Here is a 20,232-nt window from a genome sequence, read left to right as displayed (position 1 = left end):
GGTGTTTGGGTGACTAGTTATGAAGACTTCGACAGGTATTTGAGGCCCATGCGGATGCCGTCTGAAACTGTAGTGTCAGGCGGTATTTGTTTGAGGGCTAGTAGAGCCTCTTTCTCTGAATAACCCAGTGCCAAGAGGGCCTGCAATACTTCGCTGCTTGCTTCAATCGCCTGGGGTTTGCCACCCACAATTCCTAAATCTGGAGCCAACTTGCCTTTGAGCTCAAGGCAAAGACGTTCAGCAGTCTTTTTGCCAATGCCGGGAACTTGAGTCAGACGTCCTGCTTCTTGCATGGCAATGGCTTGGGCCAATTCATTGACGCTCATGCCAGAAAGTACGGCAAGGGCAGTGCGTGAACCGACGCCACTAATCTTGATGAGCTGTCTAAATGCCTCACGCTCTGTTTCAGTGGCAAAGCCAAAAAGTTGCTGGGCATCTTCACGAACTTGGAAGTGCGTGAGAAGTGTAATTTTTTGATTGGTTTCTGGTAATTGATACAGGGTGCTCATTGGCACATCGATCTCATAGCCAACGCCTTGGCAATCTACCAAGAGGCGAGGAGGGTGAACTGAAACGAGAATGCCTTGTATGCGACCAATCATGTAAAGATCTTAACCTGTTTATATTGTTATTTCTTGCTAGTCTTTTTGGGTGCAAGGGCAGCGGTAATTGCTTTCGGAATTTGGGCATGATGCGCAGCGCAAATCGCTACCCCCAAAGCGTCGGCTGCATCGGTTCCGGGAGCTCGGCTTAGACGGAGTAAACGCTTCACCATTTCTTGAACTTGGGGCTTAGTAGCTCTACCGGTTCCTACGATGGACTGCTTTACCCTTAGCGCACTGAACTCTGCAACGGGGAGTTTGTCTGACACCAGGGCTGCAATTACTGCACCTCGTGCCTGACCTAGCATCAGGGTAGAGCGAGGATTGACGTTCAGAAATACTTCTTCGATAGCTGCTTGCTCTGGTTGGTAGGTCTCCAGAACTTCTTTAATACCCGCGTACAAGATTCCTAATCTCACAGGAAGGCCTTGGTCTGGATCACCACTTTCAATCGTCCCAGAGGCTACGTAGCTCAGTTTTTGGCCATCAACATCAATGACACCAAAACCGGTTGTTCGTAGACCTGGGTCGATTCCTATCCAGCGCATGGGTGCTTAGTGACGGAAGTGACGTGTGCCAGTAAAGATCATGGCAATGCCATGCTCATCAGCTGCTGCAATGATTTCATCGTCACGCATGCTGCCACCAGGCTGGATAGCGCAACTTGCACCACCATTTACAACGACATCCAAACCATCGCGGAATGGGAAGAAGGCATCACTTGCCACTGCAGACCCTTTGAGACTTAAGCCTGCGTTCTCGGCCTTAATGCTTGCCATGCGAGCAGAGTCTACGCGGCTCATTTGGCCAGCGCCAATACCGAGCGTCATGCCGTTAGCGCAATACACAATCGCATTGGACTTCACAAACTTGGCAACGCGCCATGCAAACATCATGTCGTGCATTTCGCTTGGAGTTGGGAGGCGCTTGCTCACAACACGCATTTCGTTCTCAAGTACGTTCTTCGCATCTGGAGACTGGACGAGCAAGCCACCGCCAACACGTTTGAAGTCAAAAGTATTAAATGCAGTACCTAATGGGATCTCTAAGAGACGTACATTTTGCTTGGCGGCAAAAATCGCTTTTGCTTCAGCGCTAAAGCTAGGTGCAATCAATACTTCTACAAACTGCTTAGAAATTGCTTCAGCTGCGGCGCCATCACATGGCACGTTGAAGGCAATAATTCCGCCAAAGGCTGAGCTCGGATCTGTTTTGAATGCCTTTTGATACGCCTCGAGGGCGTTAGAGGCGACAGCTACGCCGCAAGGATTTGCATGCTTGATGATGACGCACGCTGCAGCACCACCAGCATTACCGGTGAAGCTTTTGACACACTCCCAGGCGGAGTCAGCATCAGCAATGTTGTTGTAAGAGAGCTCTTTACCTTGTAATTGTTTGTAGTTGGCAAGCGCACCATCGACTGGGTAGATATCTTTATAGAAAGCTGCTGATTGGTGCGGGTTCTCGCCATAACGCATCTCTTGTACTTTTTCGAAAGCAAGGTGCAGCGTTTCTGGGTAGGCGGAACGCTTCTTGTGATCGAGGTCATCACCTAATGCAGATAAATAATTTGCAATTGCACCGTCGTATTGGGCGGTATGCGCAAATACTTTTTTAGCTAGACCCAAATTGGTCTTATAAGAAACTACGTTCTTATTGGCTTTCATTTCTTCGAGTACGGGTGCGTAGTCTTCTGGAGAAATGAGTACGGTCACATCTTGGTGGTTCTTGGCAGCTGCACGCAACATCGCTGGACCACCGATATCAATGTTCTCAACCGCATCTTCAAATGAGCAATCTGCTTTAGCAACTGTCTCATTAAATGGATAGAGGTTAATTACGAGCATATCGATCGTATCAATACCATGTTCTTTTAATGCAGCCATGTGCTCAGGAAAATCCCTGCGAGCTAACAAACCGCCATGCACCATTGGGTGTAATGTCTTTACACGACCATCCAGCATCTCTGGAAACTTAGTGAGTGAAGACACTTCCACTACAGGCAAATTGTTTTCAGCTAAGAGTTTTGCGGTACCACCAGTAGAGATCAGCTTGACGCCTTGCTCATGCAGGGATTTGGCGAACGGCACAATGCCATTTTTATCGGAAACAGAGAGTAGGGCTGTACGGATCATATTTTTCAGAAGGATTAATTAATAAAGAATTTGCAAATAGGGTCTGGCTTATTTCAGGAGCTGGTGTTCAACCAATTTCTTGTGCAGTGTGTTGCGGTTGATGCCAAGGTACTGGGCAGCCAAAGATTGATTCTGCTTCGCATGCTGCATCACTAATTCGAGCATCGGCTTTTCAACTACTGCGAGAACCATTTGGTACAAGTCAGATGGAGGTGTTCCTTTGAGGTCATCCAAATAACGTTGGAGTTGGGTCTCAATACATTCAGTGATGGGGTGCTTATTGGTCATGGATAAATTAAATAACTAAAAACTAAATTTAGGCAGCTTCTAAAAATAACAAACGATCAGAGTGGGATTTCATTTCATTGAAAAAATCATTCACCATCTGTAATTGGGTTTTGCAATCATCGGCAGTATTCATTCTTTGGCGGAAGGCATGTGAGTCACGTAAGCCTTTGCAATACCAACCGATATGCTTACGCGCTGTGCGCAAGCCAACATATTCGCCATAGAACTCGTAGTGATCAATCAGATGGGCGTTCATGATCTCTTGAATCTCATTAATCTGCGGCGTTGGTAATTTGCCGCCCGTTTCCAGAAAATGATTAATCTCACGAAAGATCCAAGGACGTCCTTGGGCAGCACGGCCAATCATGATGGCATCGGCACCAGTTTCTTTTAAAACAAATCCTGCTTTTTCTGGAGTGGTGATATCACCGTTAGCAACCACCGGAATGGCGACGCTATTCTTCACTGCGGTAATGGTTTCATATTCCGCTTCACCGTGATAAAGGTCGGCTCGCGTGCGACCGTGAACTGTCAACATGGAGATGCCGGATTTTTCAGCTAGGCGTGCAATATCAATTGCATTTTTATGTTCGCGATCCCAGCCTGTCCGAATTTTTAGTGTCACCGGAACTGCATCAGGCCCTACACCTACAGCCTGAACTACGGCTTCTAAAATTTGCTGCACTAAAGGCTCGTCTCTCAATAGCGCAGAACCAGCCGCAACATTGCAAACCTTTTTAGCTGGGCAACCCATATTGATATCAATAATCTGGGCACCATGATCGACATTGAGTTTGGCTGCAGCAGCCATCATCTGCGGATCAGCCCCTGCGATTTGGACTGCGATTGGCTTAAATTCACCTTGGTGATTAGCGCGACGCTGGGTTTTTTCACTCTTCCAAAGCAATGCGTTTGAGGCGATCATTTCAGATACGGCATAGCCAGCACCCAGCTTTTTGCAAAGCTGACGAAATGGACGATCTGTTACCCCAGCCATAGGGGCAACAAATAATCTATTTGCGAGCAGGTGTGGACCAATTTTCATCTGTTTCGGGCTGGCTTCTAGAGGGCTTCAAGCGCTTGGGAAAGGGTGTCACTTTAGCACAAGTCAGCCCAAATCTGCCTAAAAAATAGGCAGATTCTGTGATTTAGATCAAACGACTAATGCGTGGATTTGGAAGGCTATTTAAGCTCCTTAGCGCCTGCCAAACATCATCTGGCGAGCTAAGGCTGTTTTGACTGATGGGAGCCATTGGAGGGCTGATAAAGCCAATCCACGACCGACCACAATAGGAAATAGGTTTGAAGTGAAGATTCTGGCCATGAAGTCGGTTAAGCCTATGGTGGCAGACCGATCAGCCTTGCGACTTTGGGCATAGTCCTGCAAGGTAGTTTCAATGGCTAGAGGGGTTTTTTGATCTTCGGGTTTGGAGAATAAAGCGCTCAGTTTTTCGGCTAAGAGGTAGGCATCCCTCAAACCAAGGTTTAGACCCTGTCCTGCAACGGGATGCAAAGTCTGAGCAGCATTACCAATCCAAACTTCATTTCCCTGAGTAATTTCTTTGCGGTAATTGAGCCCTAACTCATAGAGGCGGCGATCTTGGATTTTGAGGAACTGACCAATACGCGAGCCAAACTCGGCTTGCAGGCTTTTCAGAAATTCAGCATCACTTAAAGCGAGACGTGCTTGTGAGGAACTTGGGGTTCCACACCAAACTAGATTCAGAATATTGGAGCCATAGTGACTTGGCAAAACTGCCAAAGGTCCTTCAGATGTAAATCGCTCCCACGCCTGATAGGGCGCAGCATTCTCAACTTCAACCAAACCAACCAAAGCGGATTGCTCATAGTCTCGACCCGACTCTACCCAATCCTGAGTTTTAAATAAACCACCTTCAGCATGAACTACGCATTTGGCTTGAATATTTAATGTGTCTGCTTGCGCATCAATATGCTTCCAAACAAAATTCGGACTTTTTGTTTGAATAGCCCTTAAAGCTTTGCGCAAAGTCAGGTGAATATCACGATAGCGAATAATGTGACCTAAAGCATCTTGTCCAAGCTCCTCGCGAGTCATGAGAGCGCGGCCAAAACGACCTGCTTGTGACACATGCACCCGATGAATATCTGCACACTCAATAGGCCACGCATTAATGGTGTCGAGCAAGAGTTTGCTACCGTGCGATAAAGCAATCCCTCTACTATCTGCAGCGGCTAAATCGGCATCGTCTACAGGATTGCGATCGAGTAATACGATTTTGGCTTCAGGAAATTTTTGCAGGCACCATGCTGCGCAGGCTAAACCAACTGGCCCACCACCCTGAATCGCAATATCAAAATTTATTGCTGACATGCTTGGCAATTTAATTATTCTTCATCAGCGCTTCGATTTCATCGGCTTTGACTGGTACGCCGCGAGAAATCAATTCACATCCAGAGTCGTTAACAACCGCATCATCTTCAATACGAATGCCGATATTCCAAAAGCGTTCATCTACATCATCTGCTGGACGAACGTATAGACCCGGCTCAATAGTGAGGACCATGCCAGACTTGAGAAGGCGCCATGGCTTTTCTGAGGAGTCTGTAGATGTGCTCAGAGGTTCGCGATAGGAGCCAACATCATGGACATCCATGCCCAACCAGTGTGAGGTACGGTGCATATAGAAACGACGATAAGCGCCCGTCTCAATTGCGTTATCTAGTGAGCCCAGTTCTGCAAGCTTGAGAAGCTTTTCATCAAGCAATCCTTGGGTCAGAACTTTGAGCGCGGCTTCATGCGGTTGCATAAATGTGTTGCCAGGCTTAGTTGCTGCAATAGCCGCTTCTTGCGAAGCTAGTGTGATGTCGTAGAGCGCGCGTTGCGGTCCTGTGAACTTGCCATTCACTGGGAATGTGCGAGTAATGTCGGAGGCATAGCCATCCAGTTCACATCCTGCATCTATTAAACAGAGTTCGCCACTACGCAGTTCAGTATCGCCAGCGCGGTAATGCAGAATGCAGGAGTTCGCTCCACCAGCAACAATGCTGTTGTATGCAACGCTTTGTGCGCCGCTATAGCGGAACTCATGAAGAAGTTCGGCTTCGAGATGATATTCACGCATACCGGGTTTGCAAGCTTGCATTGCACGAATATGGGCGCGCGCAGAAATTTGCGCAGCACGACGCATGGTGTCAATTTCATGTGCATCTTTAAAGAGACGCATTTCATGAATCAAGCTCTCTACATCATGAAACTCTGAAGGTGGGTTAACGCCGGCGCGGGCCTGAGCTCGCACTTGCTTCATCCAATGACGTAGGCGACGATCTGTCTCTGCACTTTCTGAAAGGCGAATATAGACAGCATCTTGATCTGCTAATAACTCACCCAGCTTGTTATCTAATTCGTGATTGCTATGCGCATACTCCACACCTAAGATTGAAGGTGCTGCATCTGGCCCTAAACGAATGCCATCCCAAATCTCACGCTCCGCATCTTTGGGCCTGCAAAAAAGATGGGATTCCAGTTGAGCTTGCGATGCTGATCCAGCAATCTTGAGTACCAGTGTTGCACCCGGTTCCTCAAAGCCAGTGAGGTAGAAAAAATCACTGTCGTGACGATAAGGAAATTCACTGTCCCTATTGCGGGAAGTCTCTGGCGCCGTAGTAATGATGGCGATGCCCCCACCAGTTTTGGCGCAGATCAGTTTTGCTAATTCAATCCGACGTTGTTGGTAAATATTGGACTTATTCATGCGCTGCATTGAGCTCTTGTAATCGTTGGGGCGTACCTACATCGTGCCACGGACCGGTATATTTTTCACCGGACACTCTGTTGTCGGCCATAGCCCTTTTCAAGAGTGGGGCTAACTTAGTGGGCACATCCACCTCTACATCTTTGAAGAGATCTCGGCGATATAGCCCAATACCGGAAAAAGTGAGTTTTTCAGCGCCATCCAGCGGTTCATTAGTCACTTTGGAGTCCTTCAGATAAAAGTCCCCCTCAGGGTGCTGAACTGGGTTGGGAACCATCAAAAGGTGTGCCAAAGGCTGATTTGGGATGCTTCGCAAACTGGAGACTTGTTCCAAAAGCTGCTCAATCGGTAGATTTGGGCTAAAAACATCCCCGTTGATGACTAGGAAGTAATCGCTAGGGTTGAGCAAAGGCAGTGCCTTGCGAATCCCACCTGCCGTTTCTAGGGCGCTAGTTTCTGGGGAGTAGGTGATGTTGAGGTTGAATTGGCTACCGTTGCCTAAAGCCTTCTCAATCTTGTGGCCAAGCCAGGCATGGTTAATGACAACGTCTTTAATGCCTGCTGCACTCAGTGCTTCCAAATGCCAGGCAAGCAGAGATTTTTTCTTAATCGTGAGGAGTGGCTTAGGTAATTCATCGGTTAGTGGACGCATACGCTCGCCTCGACCGGCGGCTAGTAAAAAGCACGGAATGAGATTGCGCTTATTCATGACAGTTTGTTGTTATTCCTTTGTTGGGCGCGTCGATTCTAATAAGCGTGCCAAGGGCTTTAATTCAATATAGCGATTTGCAGTGGCAATCGCATACTCAAGTACCAATGGGATATCTTTGAGATAACCATCTTTACCATCCCGATGAAATAGTCTTGCAAAAATACCTAAAACTTTCAGATGGCGTTGTAAGCCCATCCACTCAAAGTCACGATAGAACTGACCAAAATCATCAGGCATTGGCAGGCCTTCTTTGCGGCCAGCTTCCCAAAATTTAATCACCCAATCAATTACGCGCTCTTCTGGCCATGCAATGTAAGCATCACGCCAGAGTGAAGATGCATCGTAAGTAATGGGACCATAAACCGCATCTTGAAAATCGATCACTCCAGGATTATTTTTTTCAGTCACCATCAAGTTGCGTGAGTGGTAGTCGCGATGGACGTAGACCTTTGCTTGTGCAAGATTATTTTGAATGATGAGTTCAAATGCTTGCTTGACTTGAGAATGTTGAAGTTCAGTTAATTCGATGTGCAAATGTTTCTTGAGATACCACTCCGGAAATAAATCTAACTCACGTTGTAAGAGTGCTTCATCGTAGTTCGGCAAAACATCTGGTTTGCTTGCTAATTGCATTTGAACTAATGCATGGGCTGCATCTTTGTAGAGATGATCAGCACTCTCAGAATTGAGTTCTGCCAGATAAGTTTTCGTGCCAAGATCATTGAGTAAAAGAAAGCCTTCGGCCACATTCTTTTCTAAAATTTTCGGGACATTTAGACCGGCATTTTCGAGCAATAAATCGACCTTAATGAAGGCGTCTAAGGGCTCATGTTGGGGTGGGGCATCCATCACGATCAAAGTCGGAAAATCCGGGTTTTTGGACTCAATCCGGAAATACCGCCGAAAGCTGGCATCTGCCGAGGCAGTGGCCAAAGTGGGGAGATCTAATTGCCAGCTAGGTTCAAGGCCTTTTAGCCAGTTACGGAGGGTGTTTAAGCGAGAGTCAGTCATGGTCGATTCGTATAATAAGGCGGGTCTGGATCTATGAGTCATTATCGCCGTCGCGCCGGCCTTTGCGCCCCTCTTTTTTTAGCTGTCACCCTGCGCGTAATGATGGGGGTTGGATTGTCACAATTTGCGCTTCTAGGCGCTGCCCAAGCACCTGCACCTTTACCCCCTTCTGCGCAGTCCGTAGGTAGCTCCGCCAACTCCGTTTTAATTCCCGATCGTGGTGATGTCACTGTCTTAAAGTTAGATGATCAATTACGGGTTGGCAAACCTATAGCTGACGGTAATGCTTTGACGTTTACCTCTAGTGATTCGATTGATGGAATCGTTGATCGTGAAATGCGTTTAAAAGGACGCGCACAAATTCGTCGAAATGGCGCCGTGATTAAAGCTGATGAAATTAAATACGATCCCGATTCTGATGTAGCGAATTTATCAGGCAATACTGAGTTTTCAAAAGGCAATGCATCTTTCAAGGGCCCAAAAGCGCGCTTTAGAGTCGACGCCCGTGAAGGCGAAATGGAAACCCCAAGTTACGAACTGCGCGATAACCGAGCTAGTGGCAATGCAAAAAAATTAACAATCGAAACCTCAGATGTCTTTGTATTTGATAAAGCAACCTACACAACCTGTACTCCTGAAAATTTAGATTGGTATTTCACAGCAAGCACGCTCGAGATTGATAACGAACAAAAAGAAATGGTTGGTACGCATGGTGTCATGCGATTCTTTGATGTGCCTATTGCTTATGTGCCTTACTTTAGTGCTCCAACATCAAATCAACGCCGCTCTGGAATATTGGCTCCGGTAGCAGGCTATAACTCTAATAATGGTATTGATGTGACGCAGCCCTACTACGTCAACATTGCTCCGAATCGCGATTTATTGTTGATACCGCGCGTGATGGGTCAACGGGGTGTTCAGATGGGCGCTAAATATCAATTTTTGGATCAGCAATATGCTGGTAGTTTGGGTGGAGACTATCTCCCTTATGACCGCAAAACTGGAACTGATCGCTGGCGCTATGACTGGCAGCAAAGACAGAACTTTAGCGGAGACTTATTGGGGATGGGGGGCATCCCAATTGCTGGTGCATGGACCGGCTATGCGAATATTGCACGGGTTTCAGATAGCCTGTACCCCACAGACTTTTCTCAAACTATTGCGGGGGCTGTAACTAATCAGTTTCGTCAGGAGCTTGGAACAACCAAGAACTTAACCGGTAGTCTTAGTAACTGGATTGTTTCAGCAAAGGCAGTTACTTTCCAAACCCTGCAGCCAGACCTGACTGCACCAGTTCAGTCGCCGTACAACGTATTGCCAAATATCAATGCGTCTTATACCAATCGATTAACCCCTACTGTTTCAGATGCTAGTGGAAAGTATTTGACATTGCCCTCAGGGCCAATCACTACGTTCTCAACGGATTACACCCGCTTTGCCTATAACGTAAATAGTAATCTTGCTTATGCTCCAGCAGGCTACCTCTATAGCCAGGCGGATCGTACTGTAATTAAAGGCGCAATGTCTTTGCCACAGATTACTCCTGGCTATTACATTACCCCTAAGGTGAGTTTCCAGTCCAATACTTATGCTGCTACCGCAGCAGTGACTAGTAATAATCCCTTGGGTGCCGCGCCTCCAGCACAGGGTTTCACTATCCCCACTTTTAGTCTGGACTCAGGCCTTGCATTTGAAAGAGATGCAGCAGAATTAAAAGGTTTCTTTGGGCGAGACATGCTTCTCACCATGGAGCCGAGGGCTTATTATGTTTATACCCCGTATCAAAACCAGGCTTTGACACCTTTGTTTGATACGGCCGATGCAGGCTTTGGCGTGACTCAGATCTTTAGTGAAAATACATTTATTGGTAATGACCGTATTGCCGACAACAATAAATTAACCGGAGGACTAACTAGTCGCATGATTGAGGCTAGCACCGGTGCCGAGCGTGCAAACGTAACTGTTGCTCAACGCCAGTCTTTTACGGGGCAAAAGGTAGGTCTTAATGGCAATATTGCTAATCCCACAACCTATTCAGACACTTTGGGATCGGCCTCGGTCCGTCTGCTTGGAAACTTTAGCGCAGACATGTTTGGTCAGTACAACACGCAATTAAATAAATTTGTGCAGACTACAGTAGGCGGAAGTTGGCGCCCTACGCCGGGTAGAAGCTTGAACTTTGGGTATCGAAACGTTTGGTCACCGCCAACACAGGCTTTTGGTCCTACTCCAGCAACCTTGGCGCAGACGACAACTGACCAATACAACGTCTCAGGCCAATGGCCACTGACGCGTGAGGTTTCCGTCTTAGGGCGTTGGGGTTATGACGCATTAACTACTAAAACACTCAATACTCTAGTGGCATTGGAGTGGATGCGCGACTGCTGGACTTTCCGTGGAGCCTACTCGCAAATACTCAATACCTCACAAATAACCACCACCCAGGTTTTATTCCAAATAGAATTTAGGGGCTTTGGTAGTGCTGGTAGCAATCCAGTTGATATCATGAAGTTTAATGTTCCCGGATATATGCCTACTTCCAAGCCTATACCACCTTCAACATATGAGAACTATCAATGATGCGTAGGAATCGATTTAACCAAGCACTTGCAGCCATGATTTTGGCTGGCGCTGCTTTTATGTCTCAATTTGCATTTGCGCAAGATAGCTCAAAGACTTCGGGCGATAGCAAAATTCGAAATATTGATGGTGTTGCTGCAGTCGTTAATACTGGTTACGTAACACGTAAAGAGATTGATGATCGTATTGCTGCATTACAAAAGCAGGGTACTAAATTACCCGATCCTGCCACTTTGCGTAAGACTATTCTCGAGCGCCTCATCATTGAAAAGATTCAGCTACAAAATGCCGAGCAAGAGGGTATGGGCGTTACCAGCAAAGAGCTCGACAAAATTATTGCTGATATTGCGGCTAAGAACAAATTAACCTTAGCCGAGTTAAAGGTAAAAATCGCCGCAACTGGCAGTAGCTATGAGCGCTATCGTCAGATGTTGCGTGATGACGTAGTTATCAGTCGCTACCGTGAGCGCGAAGTAGAGGGCAAGATTAAGATTTCTGATGCGGAAGTGGATAACTTTATTGCTGATCGTAATCGTGCGGTAGCTGGTGGAGGAAAACCAACACGTTCCGCTCCGGCTGCAAAAGGTGAGCCAGAAGAAATCGATGTGGCGCAGATTTTCATACCGGCAGATGCAGGTGCAGGTGCGGGAGCCCAAGCTGACGCAAAGAAAAAAGCGGAATCACTATTGCGTGAAGCGCGTGGTGATGTTGATTTCTTGCAGTTAGGTGCGATGGCTGCAAAAGAGAATCCGAAGATTAAGTTTCAAGAGTTGGGATACCGCACTCCAGATCGCTTGCCGCAATTGTTTTACGAGGCCGTCAGAAATACTGGTAGCGGACAGGTTGCGAATGCGGTTGTTAAGAGCCCTGCTGGTTATCACGTACTCAAGGTTCTTGACAGACGTGCACTAGTGGCTGGGGCGCCTGAGCCGCAGCAAGCTGCGCCTCAAGAAACTTCATCTACCCCGCAAAATATTATGGTGATGCAGACATTGTCGCGCCACATTTTGTTGCGTAGCCGTCCCGGTTTGACCGATCAGGACGCTGAAAGACGCCTAGCGGGTTACCGTGATCAGGTTCGCGCAAAGACGGCTGATTTTGGTGAGCTGGCTAAAAAGTACTCTGAAGATGGATCTGCTGCGAACGGTGGCAATCTCGGTTGGATGGGCCCTGGCGATCTAGTTCCTGAATTTGATCAAGCTATGAATCGCTTGCAAATTAACGAGGTGAGTAATCCAGTGAAGTCCGAGTTTGGCTGGCATTTAATTCAGGTGCTCGAACGTCGTGAAGCGCAATTAACAGTTGAGAAGCAGCGTCAATTTGCTCGTGCAGCAATTCGTGAGCGCAAGTTTGAGCAGGCTTATCAAGATTGGTTGCGTGAGCTACGCGACACGGCTACGGTAAAGATCATTAACGCAGATGATCCAGCAGCCAGCCCTCGTTAACCTAGTCATCAGCTCTGGAGAGCCTGCAGGGGTTGGTCCAGAGGTCTCTATTGCAGCTGCGCTCGCTTTTTTGCAAGAGCAGCCTGCAAGCACGATTACTGTACTTGGGGATTCAAATTTATTTTCAGCAGTCGATATCCCCAAACAATTATCAGCTCGCTTAATAGTGGAGCCCATTCCACTTGCTTCCCCCGTAGTTGCTGGTCAGCTAAATCCCGCCAATGCGCAGTATGTTCTTAAAATTCTGGATACCGCTGTTAAGGGGTGTCTAGATGGTCGCTTTGACGCCATGGTGACTGCGCCAATACAAAAGAGTGTTATCAACGAGGGGTCACCCTCAAGCGATACCTTGTTTACTGGCCATACTGAATACCTAGCGAAGCTTTGCCATCAAGAGCATGTTGTTATGATGTTGTGTGCGACATTGCCAGCAGGATTTTTAGGTCTACATAAAAGCCGCGACCTTCGAGTTGCTTTGGTAACAACACATTTACCCCTGAGTGCAGTTCCAGAGGCGCTCAATTATCAGCATATTTTGGAAACGATTCAGATTGTCGATCAGGATTTACGAACAAAATTTGGTATTACTAAGCCTTTGATTCGAGTAGCTGGTTTAAATCCCCATGCAGGTGAATCAGGTTATCTTGGGCGCGAAGAAATCGATGTGATTGCACCAGCGATCGAAGCTGCGCAAGAGTTAGGCATTCAGGTAAGTGGACCCTATCCAGGTGACACCATGTTTGATGCCAAGGCCTTGGATAGTGTGGATGCGTTTATTGCGATGTATCACGATCAAGGTCTAGCGCCATTCAAGTTTGTGAGCTTTGGTGGCGGCGTAAACGTCACCTTAGGCTTGCCAGTTGTTCGTACATCGGTAGATCATGGTACTGCGCTGGACATAGCTGGTAAAGGCCTTGCAGACTCGGGCAGCATGTTAGAGGCTTTGCGACTGGCTTATCAATTAGCAGTAAACATCAAGAACGTAAAGAATCTAAAGATATGACGCATCGCGCCCGTAAACGATTTGGTCAAAACTTTTTGCAAGACTCTGGAGTAATTTATTCCATCATTGCAGCCATCAATCCAAGTGAAAATATGCATGTGATTGAAATTGGTCCAGGCCTTGGCGCTTTAACCAAGCCCTTGTTAAGTAATTTAGATCGCTTGGATCTTTTAGAGATTGATCGAGATTTGGTGGCCTACTGGAATCAAGAGAATCTCAAGGGCCTGAATGTCATTGAGGGTGATGCCCTCAAGTTTGATTTCTTGGAATGGGCAAACTCACGTCCAGCCAATAGCGGGCTATGCAAGGTAGTTGGCAACTTGCCTTACAACATCTCGTCTCCGTTGCTTTTTCATCTCGTTTCCGCCGCGCATGTGATTGATGAGCAGGTATTTATGCTTCAAGCTGAAGTGGTCGAGCGTATGGTCTCCAAGGCTGGTGGTTCTGAATTCAGCAGACTTTCTGTCATGTTGCAGGCTCGCTATGACATGGAGCAAGTTTTAGAAGTTCCGCCTGAAGCCTTTGATCCGCAACCTAAAGTGAATTCCGCTGTCGTACGAATGATCCCGCGACGAGATTTCAGCCTAAGTGATGCGCAGTGGCATGCTCTGGAAAAAGTAGTGGCAGCAGCGTTTTCTCAAAGAAGAAAAATGCTGCGCACAAACTTGTCAGCCTTCGCTGATCGACTGTCTTTATCTGAATCTGAATTAAAGGCACGCGCCCAAGATATTCCAGTTGAGCGCTATATTGAATGGGCCAAAACTTTAGCCCAGTAAGCCCTGGTGCTATTGGTAAGCAGCAGGATCAATTACTCGCATTTCAGCTTCAATCCACTTTTCTACTTCTTGATGTAGTTGTCCGCCGGTTTTTCCGGTAGAGGTAATGGCAGGGCCGATTGAGAAGATGATTGTTCCAGGTTGCTTAAGAAAGCTATTCTTAGGCCAGCAACGACCCGCATTGTGGGCAATTGGGATTACCAGTGCTTCAGTAGCGCTAGCAAGCCTTGCGCCGCCTTTGCTATAGGGTTGATGTGATCCAGTAGGAGTTCTAGTGCCTTCCGGAAACAATAAAATCCATTTACCTTCACTTAAGCGCTTTTTGCCTTGCCCAACCACTGAGAGGGCGGCAGTTTCTTTGCTATTGCGATTTATATGGATCATCTTGAGCAAAGCCAAAGCCCAGCCAAAGAAAGGTATCCAAAGCAATTCTCTTTTGAAAACGAAGCAGACTTGCTTGGGAAGCTTGGCGATATAAAAAATGGTTTCGTAAGCAGACTGATGTTTGCTAAGAACAACAACAGGCTTATCCAATACCGCCATCATGTTCTCCATTCCGCGAATCTCATAACGAATACCACAGAGGGGTTGCAAGATCCAGATTACGACCTTGTTCCAAAGTCCGATAAAGCGATAGCGATTCTCTGGACTAAGGAATGGGAATACTAGTATGCAAAGCACCGACCAGATTGGGGTGAATATCAGCAAGAAGAGGGTAAACAGAGCTGAGCGAATAAACATCATATTTGCATTAAACCTTATCTTGTAAGAGTGCATTCGCAAATGCCATCAAATCCGCATGAATCTGGGTACCTTCTGGGAGGCCACCTTTATCTAAGGTTTTACTACCTTTGCCGGTCAATACCAAATGTGGGCTGGCGCCAAGGGCAATACCTGCTTGCAGGTCACGTAAGGAGTCACCCACAATCGGCACCCCCAATAACGGTGTGGCGCTCTGATTCTTTTTGTAGCGTAGGGCAATCTCTTTCATCATCCCTGGCAGCGGCTTGCGGCAATCGCATGCATTGGCATCGGTATGTGGGCAGAAGAAAATGCTGTCGATGTGACCACCCAAAGGCTTGAGCAGTTTATCCATCTTGCCATGCATGGCATGAAGATCGTTGATATTGAAATAACCCCGCGCCAAACCGGACTGGTTAGTTGCTACGGCGATTTGATAGCCTGCTTGATTGAGTAGTGCAATTGCTTCAAGGCTCCCGGGTAGGGGAATCCACTCATCACTCGACTTCACATAATCATCTCGATCTTCATTGATCACGCCATCGCGATCAAGAATGATCAGTTTAGAAGAGCTGATGCTCATGCTAATTTGCCGAGGTCGGCAATGAGATTCATTTTCTGGTGAAGTTGTTGCAGGAGAGCTAGGCGGTTATCGCGCAACTCTGGATTTGGATCCATCACCATCACATCGGCAAAGAACTGATCAATTGGAGCGCTGAGAGCAACGAGTGCTTTCAATAGCTCCACGAACTGACGTTTTTCGTAAGCCGTTGTCAGTGTTGGAGTCAGCTTCTCAAGCGCTTGATGCAGCGCGATTTCAGCAGGAAGTTGCAAGAGTGTGCTTGAGCAATTCACCGGAATAGCAGTAGCATTCTTTTTCAAGATATTGCTGATGCGTTTATTAGCGGCAGCTAACTGAGCTGCTTCTGCCAAGGCATTAAATTCACGCAAGGCAGTTAAGCGATCAATTAAATCATTTAGCTGGGCTGGAGACTGACTTAATACTGCATCAATTTCTTCGGTAGTAAATGGCTTGCCTGCAACCGCTTGGTCGCGTAAGTAAGCGCGTAGACGATCAATGATGAAGGCGTAAATATCTTCCGCCTTAGCTTTTTCTTGTACGTCTTTTTGCGGAAATTGTTTGCGCGCTAGTTCAATTAAGTCAGGCAGACTTAGGCTAAGGTTCTTTTCAAGTAGGAGACGGCAGATACCGAGAGCATGACGACGAAGGGCATACGGATCTTTATCACCGGTTGGCGCAAGACCAACACCCCAGATGCCAACGAGAGTTTCTAGCTTGTCCGCAATCGCTAAGATGGTGCCAGTTTGACTCTGTGGCAAAGCATCACCAGCGAAGCGAGGCATGTAATGTTCGCTGCAAGCAGATGCTACTTCCGCATTTTCGCCATCATGCGTTGCATAGTAGCGACCCATGATCCCCTGAAGCTCTGGGAACTCGCCAACCATATCGGTTAGCAAATCGGTTTTGGCAATTTCAGCAGCACGGCTGGCTAGCGCCTCATCAGCGGATAAGGCTTTGGCAATACCCACTGCAATTCCTTGCACGCGCTTGGTGCGGTCCAGTTGATTGCCGAGCTGATTGTGATAAACCACTTTTCCAAGATCAGCTACGCGGGATGCTAGTGGACGCTTTTGATCTTGTTGAAAGAAGAAGCGTGCATCGGATAGGCGTGGGCGTACTACGCGCTCGTTACCAGAAATAATTGCTTCTGGTTTATCGGTCTCGATGTTGGAAACAATTAAGAAGCGATTGCGTAACTTACCTTGCTTGTCCGTTAAAGCAAAGTATTTTTGATTAGTCTGCATTGTCAGAATCAAGCATTCTTGTGGAACTTCCAAGAACCCTTGATCAAAATGACACTCATAGATTGCTGGCCACTCAACTAATGCGGTCACTTCATCTAACAGGCTATCTGGCATCAAAACTAAATCAGTACCAGCAGCTTTTAATAATGCAGATTCAATAAATTCACGACGCTTGTTAAAGCTTGGCAATACTTTTGCTTTGGTTCTGAGGTCAGATTCGTACTGATCTGCAGAGGCAATCGTAATAACGCCAGGAGCCAGAAAGCGATGACCTTCTGTTTGGTTTTCTGCGTCAATGCCCAGTGCGCTGATATGTAATGCTTGCGTGCCATGCAGGGCGATGATGCGGTGTGCCGGACGTGCAAATTCAACGTCTGCTAATTCACCATTTTTCTGCAGCACTTGGTAGTGCATCATTTTGGCAATGGGTAATTTACTCAGTGTCTGCTCTAGGGCTTGTTGCGCAGTTTGTTCTAATGCTGCGCCTTTGGCGATGACATTGAGATATAGCGCTTCATTTTTCCCTTCACCGGATTTTTCTAAGGTGGAGATATCAATATCAGCGTAACCCAAGGAGGCCAACTTCTTTTGTAGTGGCGCAGTCGGCTTGCCATCAGCATCAAAAGCAATGCTGGTCGGGAGTAATTTTTCACGAACTGGATAGTCTGGAGCTTGGCTTAAGACATTAGTTACATGAACGGCAAGGCGACGGGGTGTAGCAAAGCTAGCAGCAACAGAGTTTTCACCCAAGAGTCCAGCGGCCTTCAGTGAGGAAAAAATACCTTCACTAAAAGCATCGCCTAAGCGACGCAAAGATTTCGGTGGAAGTTCTTCGGTAAATACTTCAATCAGAAGATTGTCTGATTGAGAGAGGGAATTCGGTGTACTCATAATTAGATCGAGCTACTTAGGCTTTGGATTGACGTTGGCACATCGGGAATCCCAACTTCTCACGAGATTCAAAGTAAGCCTGCGCTACTGCGCGAGATAGATTGCGGATGCGACCGATATAGGCGGCACGCTCGGTTACGGAGATGGCGCCACGGGCATCCAGTAAGTTAAAGGTGTGCCCAGCTTTCAGTACCATTTCATATGCGGGTAAGGCCAATGGGACTTCCATCAATCGCTTGGCTTCACTTTCGTAATTGGTGAAGTTTGCAAATAATAGGTCGGTATTGGAGTGTTCAAAGTTGTAGCAAGACTGCTCTACTTCATTCTGGTGATACACATCACCATAAGAGATGCCATCGGCCCAAACGAGGTCATATACGTTTGAGCAATTTTGGATATACATCGCCAAGCGCTCAATTCCGTAAGTGATCTCTCCCAAAACAGGTTTGCAGTCAATGCCACCCACTTGCTGGAAATAGGTGAACTGCGTCACTTCCATGCCGTTAAGCCAGACTTCCCAGCCTAAGCCCCATGCGCCCAAGGTTGGGTTTTCCCAGTCATCTTCAACAAAACGCACATCGTTCTTTTGAAGATCCAGACCTAAAGCAGCAAGCGAGCCTAGATAGAGTTCAAGGATGTTTTCTGGTGCAGGCTTCAGCACTACCTGGTACTGGTAGTAGTGCTGTAAACGATTTGGGTTCTCTCCGTAGCGACCATCTTTTGGTCTGCGTGAAGGCTGAACGTAAGCGGCTTTCCATGGCTCGGGGCCAATGGCCCTCAAGAAAGTGGCTGTATGAGATGTACCGGCACCGACCTCAAGGTCAATAGGTTGCAATAGGGCGCAACCTTGTTGGTCCCAGTAATCTTGGAGTTTGAGAATGATTTGCTGAAAAGTAAGCATGATTTACCTGGCTAAGCCTTTGATTTTACATGGCTAAGCTAGCGAACCATGAAATAGCGATTAGATTCGTTTTTGGCGAATAAGACCCAAGATAAGCAAGGGGCAAGAAAGGCTCAAAATAGGTGCATTTCCCCAAATCACATAAGGGGTTGTTCCTGAGTAGGCTTGAATCTTGAAGCTGAGTACGCCCTGGGTAAATTCGCCCAACTGAGACAGCACCTTGCCGTCTGGCCCAAGAGCTGCCGTGATACCCGTATTTGTTGCACGTAGAGATGGCAGTCCAGTCTCAAGGGAGCGCAGCTGCGATAGACGTAATTGTTGCGCTGGCGCTTGAGAATCCCCAAACCAGGCCAAATTAGTCATATTGATCAACAGGTTGACGGGTTTGCTGCTGTGATGAATTCGAGAGGCCAATTCCCCGCCAAAGACATCTTCATAGCAAATAGTGATCGCCGCCTGAATCGCATCTTTACCTGGGCGAACAATGCTGAAAGGGGCTTGATCTAATCTACCGCGTGCGAAGTCACTCATAGGTACATGGAAGGCATTCACAAACCAATGAAATCCAGGCGGAATAAATTCTCCAAAGGGCACCAAGTGAGACTTGTCATATTCATAGCTCGGCACATTGGGAGAAAGTCCAAGCGCACGATTGGTGTATTTCACTTCAGTGGAGTCGCGCGACTCCCCAATGACACCTAGCAAGACATTACTAGAGGTATTCGTGGAAAACTGTTGGAGTGATTCCAGTAAGCCATTAGGAAGATTGCTTTGGGGCCAGGGATAAGCAGTCTCTGGAGTAATGATGAGATCGGCTGATTGGCTCTCAATAGCATTGGTGTAAAAACTAAATTGTTCTTCGATTGCCTTGGGGTTGAACTTCAGGCTTTGCTCAAAATTTCCCTGAATTAAACGAACACTGAGTGGCTCGCCAATCGGTTTTGTGAAAGTCCAAAAGCTCGCAAGTTGCGCAAGTGCGACAGCAGAAATAATGCAGGCAGAACTAAAGACAATATTTTTCCTTAGCTGTGTAATCTCCCAAGAAATCCACACCACTAAAAATGTGCAGGCTAGGCCGCCGAAGAATGGTGCTGCTGGTGCGAAGGGGCCATTGAATTGTGCTTCAGCAAATCCCATCCAAGGAAAGCCTGTTAGCACCACACTACGTAGGTATTCAATAAGCACCCAAGAGGCTGCTAGCACTAGACCTGTTAGATACCTTCTTCTAGGCAGACAAAGGGAAAGCGAGGCACTGGAGAAAAATAAAGCCATACCAGAGGCTAGTAAAAATACCGCTAAGCAAGAAACCGCAGCATGCATTCCACCTATGTCGTGCAAGCTAATGTAGATCCACCATAGCCCCAGAACAAAGTAACCTAGGCCAAATACCATTCCAGAGGTAAATTGATTTTTAATCGAGAGAATGGATTGCTGACTCATTCGCCACCAAATCAAACTCAGTACAGGGATTTGTATCCAGCCACCATAAGGTAGTTCTGCGGCAGCAGCCAGCAATGCTCCCAGAAAAAATAGCGCCAATAAATTGACGCTATTACTTAGTCTTGCTGATTGCTGATCAATCAAGG

18 protein-coding genes are annotated in these 20,232 nt (G+C 47.1%); 4 read left to right on the top strand and 14 right to left on the bottom strand.

From position 1 onward, the window contains the following. Positions 1 to 17: 17 nt before the first annotated feature. From ruvA to ICN25_RS00455, 9 genes are all read right to left on the bottom strand, one after another. On the bottom strand, positions 18 to 602 hold the full coding sequence (ruvA, locus tag ICN25_RS00495) for a Holliday junction branch migration protein RuvA (protein ID WP_216178558.1): 585 nt from the start codon (positions 600 to 602) through the stop codon (positions 18 to 20). A gap of 26 nt (positions 603 to 628) precedes the next feature. After that, the gene (ruvC, locus tag ICN25_RS00490) at positions 629 to 1,150 is read right to left on the bottom strand and encodes a crossover junction endodeoxyribonuclease RuvC (RefSeq protein ID WP_216178557.1); all 522 of its coding nucleotides are present in this window, start codon (positions 1,148 to 1,150) and stop codon (positions 629 to 631) included. A 6-nt stretch (positions 1,151 to 1,156) separates the two neighbouring features. Next, entirely contained in the window at positions 1,157 to 2,737 is a 1,581-nt protein-coding gene (gene purH, locus ICN25_RS00485) for a bifunctional phosphoribosylaminoimidazolecarboxamide formyltransferase/IMP cyclohydrolase (protein WP_216178556.1), read from the bottom strand. A 48-nt stretch (positions 2,738 to 2,785) separates the two neighbouring features. After that, positions 2,786 to 3,025 carry a helix-turn-helix domain-containing protein gene (locus ICN25_RS00480; RefSeq protein ID WP_215333949.1) on the bottom strand — a complete coding sequence of 80 codons (240 nt, stop codon included), beginning with the start codon at positions 3,023 to 3,025 and terminating at the stop codon, positions 2,786 to 2,788. 28 nt (positions 3,026 to 3,053) lie between these two features. Continuing rightward, positions 3,054 to 4,070 (bottom strand): tRNA dihydrouridine synthase DusB, encoded by a 1,017-nt coding sequence (gene dusB / locus ICN25_RS00475; RefSeq protein WP_216178555.1) that lies wholly within the window; start codon positions 4,068 to 4,070, stop codon positions 3,054 to 3,056. Between the two features lie 150 nt (positions 4,071 to 4,220). Beyond that, positions 4,221 to 5,378, bottom strand: coding sequence for an FAD-dependent monooxygenase (locus ICN25_RS00470; RefSeq protein ID WP_216178554.1), 1,158 nt, complete (start codon positions 5,376 to 5,378; stop codon positions 4,221 to 4,223). A gap of 10 nt (positions 5,379 to 5,388) precedes the next feature. Beyond that, positions 5,389 to 6,759 (bottom strand): aminopeptidase P N-terminal domain-containing protein, encoded by a 1,371-nt coding sequence (locus ICN25_RS00465; protein WP_370624675.1) that lies wholly within the window; start codon positions 6,757 to 6,759, stop codon positions 5,389 to 5,391. Next, the gene (gene murU / locus ICN25_RS00460; RefSeq protein WP_216178552.1) at positions 6,752 to 7,468 is read right to left on the bottom strand and encodes an N-acetylmuramate alpha-1-phosphate uridylyltransferase MurU; all 717 of its coding nucleotides are present in this window, start codon (positions 7,466 to 7,468) and stop codon (positions 6,752 to 6,754) included. The genes ICN25_RS00465 and murU overlap by 8 nt, the downstream gene beginning before the upstream one ends. A 12-nt stretch (positions 7,469 to 7,480) precedes the next feature. Further along, a complete protein-coding gene (locus tag ICN25_RS00455; RefSeq protein ID WP_216178551.1) occupies positions 7,481 to 8,482 on the bottom strand; it encodes an aminoglycoside phosphotransferase family protein in 1,002 nt (333 codons plus the stop codon). A 33-nt stretch (positions 8,483 to 8,515) separates the two neighbouring features. On the opposite strand from ICN25_RS00455, the gene ICN25_RS00450 reads away from it, so the two are divergent. The 4 genes from ICN25_RS00450 to rsmA are packed head-to-tail and all read left to right on the top strand — an operon-like array spanning position 8,516 to position 14,286. Then, positions 8,516 to 11,062, top strand: a complete 2,547-nt coding sequence (locus ICN25_RS00450; RefSeq protein ID WP_216178550.1) for an LPS-assembly protein LptD — start codon at positions 8,516 to 8,518, stop codon at positions 11,060 to 11,062. Further along, positions 11,059 to 12,507: a peptidylprolyl isomerase gene (locus tag ICN25_RS00445; protein WP_216178549.1), complete on the top strand. Its 1,449-nt coding sequence runs from the start codon at positions 11,059 to 11,061 to the stop codon at positions 12,505 to 12,507. The genes ICN25_RS00450 and ICN25_RS00445 overlap by 4 nt, the downstream gene beginning before the upstream one ends. Further along, positions 12,482 to 13,510: a 4-hydroxythreonine-4-phosphate dehydrogenase PdxA gene (pdxA, locus tag ICN25_RS00440; protein WP_216178548.1), complete on the top strand. Its 1,029-nt coding sequence runs from the start codon at positions 12,482 to 12,484 to the stop codon at positions 13,508 to 13,510. The genes ICN25_RS00445 and pdxA overlap by 26 nt, the downstream gene beginning before the upstream one ends. Further along, positions 13,507 to 14,286 (top strand): 16S rRNA (adenine(1518)-N(6)/adenine(1519)-N(6))-dimethyltransferase RsmA, encoded by a 780-nt coding sequence (gene rsmA, locus ICN25_RS00435; RefSeq protein ID WP_216178547.1) that lies wholly within the window; start codon positions 13,507 to 13,509, stop codon positions 14,284 to 14,286. The genes pdxA and rsmA overlap by 4 nt, the downstream gene beginning before the upstream one ends. A gap of 9 nt (positions 14,287 to 14,295) precedes the next feature. On the opposite strand, the gene ICN25_RS00430 is transcribed toward rsmA, so the two are convergent. From ICN25_RS00430 to lnt, 5 genes are read right to left on the bottom strand one after another with little or no spacing between them, the layout of a single operon-like run. Next, on the bottom strand, positions 14,296 to 15,030 hold the full coding sequence (locus ICN25_RS00430; RefSeq protein ID WP_216178546.1) for a 1-acyl-sn-glycerol-3-phosphate acyltransferase: 735 nt from the start codon (positions 15,028 to 15,030) through the stop codon (positions 14,296 to 14,298). Between the two features lie 7 nt (positions 15,031 to 15,037). Then, positions 15,038 to 15,610 (bottom strand): D-glycero-beta-D-manno-heptose 1,7-bisphosphate 7-phosphatase, encoded by a 573-nt coding sequence (gmhB, locus tag ICN25_RS00425; protein ID WP_216178545.1) that lies wholly within the window; start codon positions 15,608 to 15,610, stop codon positions 15,038 to 15,040. Next, positions 15,607 to 17,745 (bottom strand): glycine--tRNA ligase subunit beta, encoded by a 2,139-nt coding sequence (gene glyS / locus ICN25_RS00420; protein WP_216178544.1) that lies wholly within the window; start codon positions 17,743 to 17,745, stop codon positions 15,607 to 15,609. Before glyS ends, gmhB begins: the two co-directional genes overlap by 4 nt. 16 nt (positions 17,746 to 17,761) lie before the next feature. After that, on the bottom strand, positions 17,762 to 18,646 hold the full coding sequence (gene glyQ / locus ICN25_RS00415) for a glycine--tRNA ligase subunit alpha (RefSeq protein ID WP_015422011.1): 885 nt from the start codon (positions 18,644 to 18,646) through the stop codon (positions 17,762 to 17,764). Positions 18,647 to 18,706: 60 nt separating this feature from the next. Then, positions 18,707 to 20,230, bottom strand: a complete 1,524-nt coding sequence (lnt, locus tag ICN25_RS00410) for an apolipoprotein N-acyltransferase (protein WP_216862847.1) — start codon at positions 20,228 to 20,230, stop codon at positions 18,707 to 18,709. Positions 20,231 to 20,232 lie beyond the last annotated feature (2 nt).

The organism is Polynucleobacter sp. 80A-SIGWE, from assembly GCF_018882295.1.
Classification (GTDB): domain Bacteria; phylum Pseudomonadota; class Gammaproteobacteria; order Burkholderiales; family Burkholderiaceae; genus Polynucleobacter.
The sequence above is the reverse complement of the archived record's forward strand: the minus strand, read 5'-3'. Positions and strand labels throughout refer to the sequence as shown.

What these genes read in the sequence shown, in the direction of transcription:
- ruvA (WP_216178558.1), bottom strand. Translation starts at nt 602, where the DNA reads ATGATTGGTCGCATACAAGGCATTCTCGTTTCAGTTCACCCTCCTCGC.
- ruvC (WP_216178557.1), bottom strand. Translation starts at nt 1,150, where the DNA reads ATGCGCTGGATAGGAATCGACCCAGGTCTACGAACAACCGGTTTTGGT.
- purH (WP_216178556.1), bottom strand. Translation starts at nt 2,737, where the DNA reads ATGATCCGTACAGCCCTACTCTCTGTTTCCGATAAAAATGGCATTGTG.
- ICN25_RS00480 (WP_215333949.1), bottom strand. Translation starts at nt 3,025, where the DNA reads ATGACCAATAAGCACCCCATCACTGAATGTATTGAGACCCAACTCCAA.
- dusB (WP_216178555.1), bottom strand. Translation starts at nt 4,070, where the DNA reads ATGAAAATTGGTCCACACCTGCTCGCAAATAGATTATTTGTTGCCCCT.
- ICN25_RS00470 (WP_216178554.1), bottom strand. Translation starts at nt 5,378, where the DNA reads ATGTCAGCAATAAATTTTGATATTGCGATTCAGGGTGGTGGGCCAGTT.
- ICN25_RS00465 (WP_370624675.1), bottom strand. Translation starts at nt 6,759, where the DNA reads ATGAATAAGTCCAATATTTACCAACAACGTCGGATTGAATTAGCAAAA.
- murU (WP_216178552.1), bottom strand. Translation starts at nt 7,468, where the DNA reads ATGAATAAGCGCAATCTCATTCCGTGCTTTTTACTAGCCGCCGGTCGA.
- ICN25_RS00455 (WP_216178551.1), bottom strand. Translation starts at nt 8,482, where the DNA reads ATGACTGACTCTCGCTTAAACACCCTCCGTAACTGGCTAAAAGGCCTT.
- ICN25_RS00450 (WP_216178550.1), top strand. Translation starts at nt 8,516, where the DNA reads ATGAGTCATTATCGCCGTCGCGCCGGCCTTTGCGCCCCTCTTTTTTTA.
- ICN25_RS00445 (WP_216178549.1), top strand. Translation starts at nt 11,059, where the DNA reads ATGATGCGTAGGAATCGATTTAACCAAGCACTTGCAGCCATGATTTTG.
- pdxA (WP_216178548.1), top strand. Translation starts at nt 12,482, where the DNA reads ATGATCCAGCAGCCAGCCCTCGTTAACCTAGTCATCAGCTCTGGAGAG.
- rsmA (WP_216178547.1), top strand. Translation starts at nt 13,507, where the DNA reads ATGACGCATCGCGCCCGTAAACGATTTGGTCAAAACTTTTTGCAAGAC.
- ICN25_RS00430 (WP_216178546.1), bottom strand. Translation starts at nt 15,030, where the DNA reads ATGATGTTTATTCGCTCAGCTCTGTTTACCCTCTTCTTGCTGATATTC.
- gmhB (WP_216178545.1), bottom strand. Translation starts at nt 15,610, where the DNA reads ATGAGCATCAGCTCTTCTAAACTGATCATTCTTGATCGCGATGGCGTG.
- glyS (WP_216178544.1), bottom strand. Translation starts at nt 17,745, where the DNA reads ATGAGTACACCGAATTCCCTCTCTCAATCAGACAATCTTCTGATTGAA.
- glyQ (WP_015422011.1), bottom strand. Translation starts at nt 18,646, where the DNA reads ATGCTTACTTTTCAGCAAATCATTCTCAAACTCCAAGATTACTGGGAC.